Genomic DNA, 10,029 nt, shown 5'->3' with positions numbered 1-10,029 from the left:
CACCCCGGGCGGTCGAGACGTCAGTCGCGCGACATGGCTGCGGCCAGGTGGGCCTCCAGGTCCAGGTAGGCGTCGTCGGCGATGTCGAAGACGACCCGTGCGATCTCGCCGCCCGTGAAGTCGAAGCCGTAGCCGTACAGCGACGAGACGGGGTCGGCGCTGTCGCGCCCGATCGTCAGGCCCTCCCCGCAGAGCGAGAAGTGCCCGAGGACCGTGCGGATGCGCTTCTCGCCGACCTTCTGGTCGTCGATGTAGAGCGCGAGCGGGCCCTCGCCCTCGCGGTACTGGCCGATGCCCTCCTTGGTGAACTCGACTCCGATGACGTGCTTGCCCGAGGTCGGCACGGGGGCCGAGACGCGGTCCTCGGGAGGGATGCCCAGGAAGTTGTACACGTAGTGCACCTGGCCGTCCTTGACGACGAGCGCGTGCCCGCCGAAGCGGGAGCCGTGCGCGAAGATCACGCCCTGCGAGTCAGGGGTCAGCTCGACCTCGGCCGCGATCTTGTACGAGACGCCGTGGACGTTGGCCGCGGACCGCTCGGGCACCTCGCTCGTGCCGGGGTAGTAGACGAACTGGCCGCTCGGCGGCGCGGGCTGGTGGAACTCCATGGCCACGAAGGTCTCGAAGTCCTTCGGGTTGCCGATGATCTGCAGGTCGTTGAGCGGCAGCACCTTGTTGGCCTTCGCCTCCGCCAACCACAGGGCCTTGAGCTCCTCGAGCTTCTCGGGGTGCTCGGCGGCGAGGTTCTGCGCCTCGGAGCGGTCGACCTCGGTGTGGTAGAGCTCCCACACGTCGTCGTCGAAGTGCCCCATGCCGCTCACCGGGCCGTGCACGGCGACGGCCTTCCATCCCTCGTGCCAGATGCCGCGGCTACCGAGCATCTCGTAGTACTGCGTCCGCTTGTTCGTCGGTCCGTCGGGCGCCGCTCCGAACGACGGGACCATCGAGACCCCTGAGAGCGGGGTCTGCTCAACGCCGTTGTACGTGGCGGGGAACTCGACCCCGCAGGCTTCGAGGATCGTCGGCACGATGTCGGTCGAGTGGTGGTACTGGTGCCGGACCTCGCCCCGCGCCGCGATGCCCGCGGGCCAGTGGATGACCAGAGGGTCGGCGACCCCTCCCTGGTAGGTGTAGCGCTTGAACATCTTGTACGGGGTGGAGAAGGCCACGGCCCACCCTGTCGGGTAGTGGTTGTAGGTGTCGGGGGTGCCGAGCCTGTCGACCATGGTGAGGTTCTGGGCCTCGTCGTCGGGGTAGCCGCCGAACACCTTTCCCTCGTTGACCGAGCCGTTGGGGCTGCCCTCGCCCGAGGCGCCGTTGTCCGCGCAGTAGATGACGATGGTGTTCTCGAGCTGACCGGACTCCTCGAGGTAGTCGACGATGCGTCCGACCTGGGCGTCGGTGTACTCGCTGAAGCCCGCGAACACCTCCGCCATGCGGCTGAACATCGCCTTCTCCTCGTCGTTCAGCGAGGCCCAGGGGCGCACCTCGTCGGTCTGCGAGTAGGTGCCGTCGGGCATGGGGTTGATCTCGGTGAGCGTCGTTCCCTCGGGCAGGATGCCTCGCTCGATCATGCGCGGCAGGACCCACTCCCGGTAGGCCTCGTACCCGTCGTCGAACCGGCCCTTGTACTTGTCGATGTACTCCTGCGGCGCGTGGTGCGGGGCGTGGTTCGCACCGGGGCAGAACCACATGTACCAGGGCTTGTCGGGTTCGGTCTGCTTGACGTCCCGGATCATCTTGAGCGCCTGGTCAGCCAGGTCCTTCGACAGGTGGTAGCCGTCCTCGGGCAGGTACGGCTGGTCGATGTAGTGGTTGTCCTCGGCGAGCGACGGGTACCAGTTGTTGGTCTCCCCGCCGATGAACCCGTAGAACCGGTCGTACCCCTGGGCGAGGGGCCAGTTCTTCTTCGAGGCCCCGGCCGTCCACTCGTCGATCGGCACGTTGTGGTTCTTGCCGACCCAGAACGTCGACCAGCCGGCGTCGCGCAGGACGTGCGCCATGGTCGCGTTCGACGCGGGGATGTGGGAGTTGTAGCCCGGGAAGCCCGTCGAGGACTCGGAGATCGTCGCGAAGCCGTTGAGGTGGTGGTTGCGGCCGGTCAGGAACGTCGAGCGTGTCGGTGAGCACAGCGCCGTCGTGTGCCACTGCGAGTACGTCAGACCGTCCCGCGCGAGACGGTCCATGGTCGGCATGTCGATCCGGCCGCCGTAGGGCGACCACGAGGCCATGCCCGTGTCGTCGTAGAGCACGACGAGCACGTTGGGGGAGCCCGCAGGGGCCTTGGGCGGGAGGAACGCGTCCCAGTCCGGGGTCGAGTCCCGGACGTCGAGCTTGATCTCACCGCTGAACGGCTTCTTCGTCATGTCGCCTCCGTGGTCGCTGTCGCTGTGGTCCGGAGGGCGGTACGCGTGGGACCGGGCGCCGGACCGTCATGTCGAGTCGTGCGGAACGTCGAGGTACGTCAGTTGCGGACGAGCAGAGGGCTCCGGCGTCGTCGCCGGTGCCCCGGTCACTCACGCTAGGCCGGGTCGCCCGTGCGCGCTCGGCGAGCAGGCCTCGCGACGACCGGTCCCAGGAGGCGTCGGTATTTTTCCGGAACGTCAGGCATCCGCTACCGTGACGCCGCCAGCCGCTGCTCAGGGAGAACATGTGCCGACCGATCCGGTCAACCGCAACCTCGTCTACGTCTTCGACATCTCCGGAGGGGACCCCGCCCTCCTCGACGACGAGACCACCGTCCGCGCCTGCCTCTCCCAGGTCGTCGACCGTGCCGGGCTGACCCCGCTCGGCGAGACCTCGCACCGGTTCGCCCCGCAGGGGTTCAGCATGGCGACCCTCCTGGCCGAGTCCCACCTCGCGGTCCACACGTGGCCCGAGGACGGCACCGCCTACGTGACCCTCACGACCTGCCGCGCGCCGTCGTCGGACAGCTTCGAGGAGGACACGCGCAGCCTGCTGCGCGAGACCTTCTCCGCCACCGACGTCGCCGTCCGGACCCTCCTGTGAGGGCACGTCGGCCCAGGGCGCGCATGTCGCTCGGCAAGCACCTGATCGGTGCGCCGCCGTGGCGCTCGCTGCCGCAGGGAGTCGTCGTCTACGGCGAGAAGGACCCGAGCGACGGCGTCACGTACCACTGGGAGGAGTGGGAGGTCCTCGGGTACGAGAACCTCGACTTCTGGGTCGAGTACGACCACGACACGAAGGCCGTCACGCTCTACCGTCCCGCGGAGTGCGAGGAGGCCCTCGACCCGACGCGGATGCGCAAGGGCCAGGTCGTCACCGTGACGCTCAGCGGGAAGAAGTACCGCACGAAGGTCACGGAGGTCGGGGTCGGGACCATCGCGTCGCTCGACGGGTCCTTCACCTATGACCTGACGGTGGGCCAGCGCGTCGCCTACGCCGAGCTCCGCACCCAGGACATGGTCCTGTCGCTCGAGAAGTTCGACGACCGCGTCATCGACCTCTACCACGGCACCGTCCTGGACGCTGCTGGGCAGAAGGCCCACTTCGGCAAGCGCGTCGCGCCACGCGACGTCAAGGTCAACCCCGTGGTCGCGTTCGTCCTGATCCTCGCGGCGGGGATCGGCCTGTTCTCCGCGTGCGGGGACCGTGACGTCGACGATGACGACTGCACGCCCCGCACGGTCGAGCAGCAGTACGACGCGGGCGGCGACCCGGTCACGACCGACCAGACCTGCTACCGCCGATCGGTCTACGGCGGTGGTGGCGGCGGCCTCGGCAAGTAGCCGGCGCCCCGCGCACGACCCCTCGCACGACCCCTTCCCCACCACACCTGGAGCCACCATGAGCCTCGCCGAGCTGCGCCTCGACGCCTTCCTGTCCACGATCGTCTACTCGGTGCTGGGCATCGTCCTGCTCGTCCTGACGATCGTGGTCGTGAACTACCTCTTCAAGCTCAACCTGCACCGAGAGCTCGTCGACGAGCACAACACGGCCTTCGGGATCATGATCGCCGGGCTGGCCGTCGCCATCGGCATCATCATCGCGGGGACGATCCTCTCCTGAGCGTGGTCGGCGACACGCGCACGGAGACCGCCCCGCCTGCGGGAGGCGCCGGGTCCGCGGGAGGCGAGCCGCCCGCCGGGGACGAGCCGCTCGCGGAGGACGCGCCGCCGTCGGGCAGGGGCATGGACAAGCCGACCGTGTTCGCGGCCGCGCTGCTCGTCGCGGTCGGCGGGATCATCTACGAGCTGATCCTCGGCACGGCCGCCTCCTACCTGTTCGGCGACTCGGTCGTCGCCTTCTCGGTCGCGACGGGACTGACGCTGTTCGGCATGGGGATCGGATCCCTCCTCGCGACGCGCCTGGCCACGAACCCGGGCCTGAACTTCGTGCGCAACGAGGTCGCGCTCGCCCTGCTGGGCGGCAGCTCGGTCCTGATCCTCTACGCGGCGTTCAGCCTGACCGAGGTCTACTGGCTGGTCTTCGTGCTGCTGTCCCTCGCGCTCGGCGTGGGGATCGGCGTCGAGATCCCGCTGCTCGTCGCGCTGCTCAAGGAGCACGGGCGTGACGAGTCCGTGGGGCTGCTGTCGAAGGTCCTCGCGGTCGACTACTTCGGGGCGCTCGCCGCGTCGCTGCTCTTCCCGTTCGTCATGCTCCCGTACCTGGGGCTCATGCGGACGGCGTACGCGGTCGCGCTGCTCAACGTGCTGGTCGCGGTGTTCATGCTGCGGCGCATGGGGCGGCGCACGCGCTGGACGTGGCTCGCCCGGCTCACGGTCGTCCTCCTCGTGGCGTGCTTCGCGGCGTCGAGCGCGATCGAGGGCGCGATCAACACCCGGCTCTACCAGGATCCCGTGGTGCACTACGAGTCGACGGCCTACCAGAAGCTCGTGCTGACGAGCTTCGGCGACGACGTCCGGCTCTACCTGAGCGACCAGCTGCAGTTCTCGTCGGTCGACGAGGCGAGGTACCACGAGACGCTCGCGCACGCGACGCTCACGTCGGTCGCGGCGCCCGCGTCGGTGGCGATCCTCGGGGGAGGGGACGGGCTGCTCGCGCGCGAGGTGCTGCGGTACCCGAGCGTCCGCGAGGTCACCGTCGTGGACCTCGACCCGGCCGTGACCGAGCTCGCCCGGACCGACCGTCTCGTGAGCGACCTCAACGAGCACTCGTTCGACGACCCGCGCGTGCGCGTCGTCAACGGCGACGCGTTCCGGTTCATGGACACCACCGACCAGGCCTTCGACGCGGTCCTGATCGACCTCGTCGACCCGTCCAACGAACGCATCGCCAAGCTGTACTCGACCGAGTTCTACGCCATGGTCGCGAACCACCTGCGGCCCGGGGGCGTGTACGCGACCCAGGCGACGTCGTCGTACTTCACGCCGCACGCGTTCTGGCAGGTCGCCGCGACGGTCCGCGCAGGCTCGCCCGGGCGGACCGTGGTCCCGCTCTCGGTGAACGTGCCCTCGTTCGGCGAGTGGGGCTTCGTGCTGTCGCTGCCTGCCGTCGCCGGGCAGGCGGCGGCGCCCGGGACCCTCGTGCCCGACGGCGGAGCGCGCCTCTTCGCCGCGACGCCCCTTCCCGAGGGCCTGCGCTTCCACACGCTCGACTCGCTGCGGGCCACCGCGACGCTCGCGGGCGACCACCCGGGACCGGAGGTCGAGATGGCGGCCTCGACGCTGCTCTCGCCCGTGGTCTACCGGACCTACCAGCAGGACATGTCGCGCTGGCGGTACTGACGGCCGGTGAGCGCCTGCCCGCCAGGTGAGACGGACCCGGGGGAGGGGTTGCGGCGGCCCCTGAGAGGCTGGACGGTTGGACTGCTGTCCCGGACCGGGGCGGGCGAGGCATACGCGTCCGCCCGCAGGTCGAGGGGGCGGAGAGCGGGGGGAAGCGCGGTGGACGACGTCATCGCACGAGGTGCGGCCGGGCCTGTGCGCGCCGCCGCGACGGACCGCCCGGTGGGCGGGGGCCGATGTCGACCTGCCGACGGCCACCCGGCGAGCCCGCGCTCGCGGGGGTGGTCCAGCGACCCGCCCCTCACCCGACGCCCCGCCAGGAGACCGCCCATGCGCCCCGTCACGCTCTACTGCTTCCACCACGCCGGAGGGAACCCCGCGGGGTTCCGTCCCCTGCGCGCCGCGCTCGCCCCCGAGGTGGACGTCGTCCCGCTCGCCCTCGAACGTCCTGGCGAGGTCACGACGATCGAGAGCATCGCCGAGGACGTCGGCCGGGTGCTCGCCCGCGTCGACCTCGGCGACGCGTACCTCTACGGCCACAGCATGGGCGGCCTGGTCGCCTACGAGCTGTGCCGCACGAGGGCCGATCGGGGCGAGTCGCTCCCTCGCTCGCTCGTCCTCGCGGCCGTCGCGCCGCCCGGGATGCTCGACCCGGAGGGCGGACGTGCCGCGGCGCTGCTCCGCACCGGTGCGACGCTCGTGCCCGCGCCGGGCCTCGCCGAGCGGACCATGGCCGGGGTGCGCCGCTCGCTCGCCTACGCGCCGCCGGTCCGTCCCCTGCCCGTCCCGTTCGAGCTCGTCCACGGGACACGTGACGAGGTCGTGACCGCACGGCTCATGCGCGGCTGGGGCGAGTACACCGTCGGACGGCTGCGCGAGCACGCGGTCGACGACGGGCACCTCTTCCACCGTGCGCCTGCGCTCACCGGGCTCGTCCGTTCACTCCTCGTGCCCGGCGCCCCCGCACCGGTCTGCACCCGCGCGCGACGCAGCGGCCGCGGGCCCGTCGCGAGCGTGGGGCTGAGCGCATGAGCGCCCCGTCGCAGGTCGTCGCACCCCAGGTCCCGCCGCCCGACGGCGACTCGCGGCGCCGGTCGCTCGCGCTGTTCCTGCGGGCCCGGCGCGAGAGCCTGCAGCCCGAGGACGTCGGGCTGCCCCCCAGCCGGCGGCGTCGGACCCCGGGCCTGCGGCGCGAGGAGGTCGCCGTCCTCGCCAACGTCGGGGTCACCTGGTACACCTGGCTCGAGCAGGGGCGCGAGATCGGGGTGTCCGCGGTCGTCGTCGAGTCGATCGCGCGCGCCCTGCGCCTCGCGGACGGCGACCTCGCCTACCTGTACGAGCTGACCGGTACGCGGCTCCCGTCGAGGTCGAGCGCCCCGACCGAGCTGCGCGACAACCTCGTGCGCGTGCTCGACGGGTTCTCCGAGCTCCCCGCGTACGTCGTCGACCGGTACTGGAACGTCGTGGCGACCAACGAGCTCGCCGAGCACGTCTTCGGCAGCGAGGTCGGGGCCAACTGCCTCGCCGACTTCTTCACCGAGGAGCGGGTCGCGGAGCGCTACCCCCAGCGGGCCCTCGTCGGACGCATGATCGTGGGACAGCTGCGCCGGCAGGCCGCGGCCTACCCGTCCGACCGGACGTTCGACCTCCTCGCCGACCGCGTCTCGGCCGCGTCCCCGGAGTTCGCCGCGTACTGGACCTCCTACTCGGTCGGGGTCGAGCCGCACGTCGACATCACCTACGACCACCCGCAGATCGGCCGCCTGACCTGGCAGTGCACCGTCCTGAACCCGCTCGGGGGCGAGGACCTGAGGCTGTTCCTCTACCTGCCCCGACCCGGGACGGGGACCGCCGAGGCGCTCCAGAGGCTCCGGTGAGCGCAGTGACCCGCTGGAACCGACCCGCCCGCCCCCGCGCCCTGCGCGTGGGGGACCTCCGGGTCCGCTACGTCCCCGACGGGACGGTCCAGCTCCACCCGCAGCGGTGGTTCTCGCTCCCCGAGGACGACACGTCCGTCCCGTCCGGTCTGCTCGACCAGGACGGGTACCTCGTCGGCTCGGTCGGCGCGCTGCTCGTCGAGGCGCCCGGCTGGTCGGTCCTCGTCGACACCGGCTTCGGTCCCCGGACGCTCGCCGCGGCGGCCACGCACCCTGCGCTCGGCACGCTGCGCGGGGGCGGCCTCGACCGGTTGTCCCCCGAGGTCGTCGGAGGGCTCGACCGGGTCCTGTTCACGCACCTGCACGAGGACCACGCGGGCTGGCTCGCGCACGGTGAGCATCCGGTCGGTGCCGCGCTGCGGTCGGTCCCGCACGTCGCGTCGTCGACCGAGCTCGACGCGCACCCGGCTCTCGCGCGGGGTGCGTGGGAGGTCGTCGAGCACGGTCGGTCGATCCTTCCCGGCCTCACCGCGCTCGCCAGCCCGGGGCACACCGCCGGGCACACCTCCTACCTCCTGGAGTCGCGGGGCGAACGTCTGCTGTGCTTCGGCGACGTCATGCACAGCAGCGTCCAGGTGGAGCTGCCCGCGCTCGGCTCGTGCTTCGAGGCGGGCCCGGTCAGGTCCCGGGCGACGCGCGCCGAGACGCTCGACCTGCTCGGCGAGCCCGGGACGGTCGGGGTGGGCAGCCACTTCGCCGACGTCGTCCTCGGTCGCGTGCACCGCACCGGGGAGGGCGGGCGCACGTGGTCGCCCGCCGAGGACGCGAGCAGCCTGGTGGTCCCAGCACCCCTATAAGGCCGCTCTGGATGACGTGCCGGACCGCGCCCATCCTCGAGGCATGACACGAACCAGCGAGGACCTCGCGCTCACCGGTCGCCAACGACTCGTCCTGATCGTCCTCCTCGGCGCACAGTTCATGTTCGCCCTCGACTTCTCGATCGTGACCGTGGCGCTGCCCGTGATCGGCGAGGACCTCGGGATCCCCGATGCGGACCTGCAGTGGATCGTGACCGCGTTCGCGCTGACCGCGGCGAGCCTCGTCCTCGTGATGGGGCGGGTCGCGGACCTGCACGGGCGCAAGCGGATGTTCCTGATCGGCATGGTGGTGCTGACCGTGGCGTCGGCCGTGGGCGGGTTCGCCACGGAGCCCTGGGTGCTGTTCGCGGCTCGGGCAGGTCAGGGGCTCGCGACCGCGATCACGATGCCGGCCGCGCTCTCGCTCCTGACCACGTCGTTCGAGGAGGGGCCGCTGCGGAACCGAGCCCTGGGGCTCAACGGCGCCCTGCTGTCGCTCGGGTTCGCCGTGGGTGCCGTCCTGGGCGGCGTGGTCACCGACGTGCTCGGGTGGCGTTCGACGTTCCTGATCAACGTGCCGGCGGGTCTCCTGATCCTCGTCGCGGCACCCTTCCTGCTCACCGACGACGGCGAGCGCAAGCAGCAGAAGCTCGACGTCCCGGGTGCGGCGCTCCTGTCGACGGGGCTCCTCGCCCTGGTCCTCGGCATCTCGACGGGCGAGCGCACCGGGTGGGGGTCGCCCGCGTTCCTCGGGCTCGTCGCCCTCTCGGTCGCGGCCTTCGTGAGCTTCTGGTTCGTCGAGAGCCGGTCGTCGCACCCGCTGGCGGCCGTGAGCATCCTGCGCAGGCCCACGGTGTCCTGGGGGAACCTCGCCGGGTTCACCACGTTCGCGATGGAGAGCAGCAAGGTCTTCCTCCTGACCCTGTACCTCCAGCGCGTGCTCGAGGCGTCGGCGCTCGCGACGGGGCTCGCGTTCGGGGTGCTGGGCGCGGGGGCCTTCACCGGAGGGCTCGTGGCCGCGCGGATCATCGACCGCCTCGGTGCCAAGGCGACGCTCCTTCTCGGCCTGACGCTGCAAGGCGTCACGACCCTCACCTTCCTCCTCCTCGGGGTCGGCGAGACGCTGGGCTTCGCCCACATCCTCCTCGCCACGGCCGTGGGCGGGTTCGGGCACGTCCTGGTCATCGTGGCCTACACGGTGACGGTCACGTCGGGGCTCCCCGACTCCGAGCAGGGGCTCGCGACCGGGCTCGCGGGCCAGACGCAGCAGATCGCGTTCACCGTGGGGACGCCGCTCATCAGTGCGGTCGCGATCGCTTTCGCCACCGGGCGGTTCGACGACCCGACCTCGAGCGAGGCGGTGCTCGGCGGCGTCCACGCAGGGCTTCTCGTCAACGCCGTCCTGATCCTCGGCACCGCGGTCCTGATCCTCGTCTTCCTCCCCGCGGAACGGCGGCCCGGCGGGAACCGGTCCGCGACCGACCTCGCGGCCGCCGGCGCGGGACGTGCAGACCGACCCGTCCCGCACGGCCGGGCGTGAGCCCGCAGCGAGAGGGACCGGTCGACGAGCACCGACCCCGCGGCACC

9 protein-coding genes are annotated in these 10,029 nt (G+C 71.4%); 8 read left to right on the top strand and 1 reads right to left on the bottom strand.

Annotation, left to right across the window (positions count from 1 at the left end; genetic code table 11):
* Positions 1–20: 20 nt before the first annotated feature.
* The gene (locus ACFRCR_RS02755) at positions 21–2,366 is read right to left on the bottom strand and encodes an arylsulfatase (protein ID WP_377675391.1); all 2,346 of its coding nucleotides are present in this window, start codon (positions 2,364–2,366) and stop codon (positions 21–23) included.
* Between the two features lie 286 nt (positions 2,367–2,652).
* On the opposite strand from ACFRCR_RS02755, the gene ACFRCR_RS02750 reads away from it, so the two are divergent.
* From ACFRCR_RS02750 to ACFRCR_RS02715, 8 genes are all read left to right on the top strand, one after another.
* Entirely contained in the window at positions 2,653–3,009 is a 357-nt protein-coding gene (locus ACFRCR_RS02750) for an S-adenosylmethionine decarboxylase family protein (protein ID WP_210410985.1), read from the top strand.
* A gap of 23 nt (positions 3,010–3,032) precedes the next feature.
* Complete coding sequence (locus ACFRCR_RS02745; protein ID WP_377675390.1) at positions 3,033–3,749, top strand: hypothetical protein; 717 nt, start codon at positions 3,033–3,035, stop codon at positions 3,747–3,749.
* A 58-nt stretch (positions 3,750–3,807) separates the two neighbouring features.
* Positions 3,808–4,029, top strand: coding sequence for a DUF350 domain-containing protein (locus ACFRCR_RS02740; protein ID WP_191790103.1), 222 nt, complete (start codon positions 3,808–3,810; stop codon positions 4,027–4,029).
* A gap of 2 nt (positions 4,030–4,031) precedes the next feature.
* Positions 4,032–5,708, top strand: a complete 1,677-nt coding sequence (locus tag ACFRCR_RS02735) for a polyamine aminopropyltransferase (RefSeq protein ID WP_377675388.1) — start codon at positions 4,032–4,034, stop codon at positions 5,706–5,708.
* A 330-nt stretch (positions 5,709–6,038) separates the two neighbouring features.
* Complete coding sequence (locus tag ACFRCR_RS02730) at positions 6,039–6,740, top strand: thioesterase II family protein (protein ID WP_377675386.1); 702 nt, start codon at positions 6,039–6,041, stop codon at positions 6,738–6,740.
* Positions 6,737–7,585 (top strand): helix-turn-helix transcriptional regulator, encoded by an 849-nt coding sequence (locus tag ACFRCR_RS02725; protein ID WP_377675385.1) that lies wholly within the window; start codon positions 6,737–6,739, stop codon positions 7,583–7,585. Before ACFRCR_RS02730 ends, ACFRCR_RS02725 begins: the two co-directional genes overlap by 4 nt.
* Positions 7,582–8,442, top strand: a complete 861-nt coding sequence (locus ACFRCR_RS02720) for an MBL fold metallo-hydrolase (protein WP_377675384.1) — start codon at positions 7,582–7,584, stop codon at positions 8,440–8,442. The genes ACFRCR_RS02725 and ACFRCR_RS02720 overlap by 4 nt, the downstream gene beginning before the upstream one ends.
* Positions 8,443–8,485: 43 nt before the next feature.
* Entirely contained in the window at positions 8,486–9,982 is a 1,497-nt protein-coding gene (locus tag ACFRCR_RS02715; protein WP_377675383.1) for an MFS transporter, read from the top strand.
* The last annotated feature ends 47 nt before the right edge of the window (positions 9,983–10,029 follow it).

The organism is Oerskovia sp. NPDC056781 (genome assembly GCF_042789955.1).
Taxonomy (GTDB): domain Bacteria; phylum Actinomycetota; class Actinomycetes; order Actinomycetales; family Cellulomonadaceae; genus Oerskovia; species Oerskovia rustica.
The sequence above is the reverse complement of the archived record's forward strand: the minus strand, read 5'-3'. Positions and strand labels throughout refer to the sequence as shown.

Bases quoted from the DNA above. Each gene is read 5' to 3' on its own strand.
- ACFRCR_RS02755 (WP_377675391.1), bottom strand. From the start codon at position 2,366: ATGACGAAGAAGCCGTTCAGCGGTGAGATCAAGCTCGACGTCCGGGAC.
- ACFRCR_RS02745 (WP_377675390.1), top strand. From the start codon at position 3,033: ATGTCGCTCGGCAAGCACCTGATCGGTGCGCCGCCGTGGCGCTCGCTG.
- ACFRCR_RS02740 (WP_191790103.1), top strand. From the start codon at position 3,808: ATGAGCCTCGCCGAGCTGCGCCTCGACGCCTTCCTGTCCACGATCGTC.
- ACFRCR_RS02730 (WP_377675386.1), top strand. From the start codon at position 6,039: ATGCGCCCCGTCACGCTCTACTGCTTCCACCACGCCGGAGGGAACCCC.
- ACFRCR_RS02725 (WP_377675385.1), top strand. From the start codon at position 6,737: ATGAGCGCCCCGTCGCAGGTCGTCGCACCCCAGGTCCCGCCGCCCGAC.
- ACFRCR_RS02715 (WP_377675383.1), top strand. From the start codon at position 8,486: ATGACACGAACCAGCGAGGACCTCGCGCTCACCGGTCGCCAACGACTC.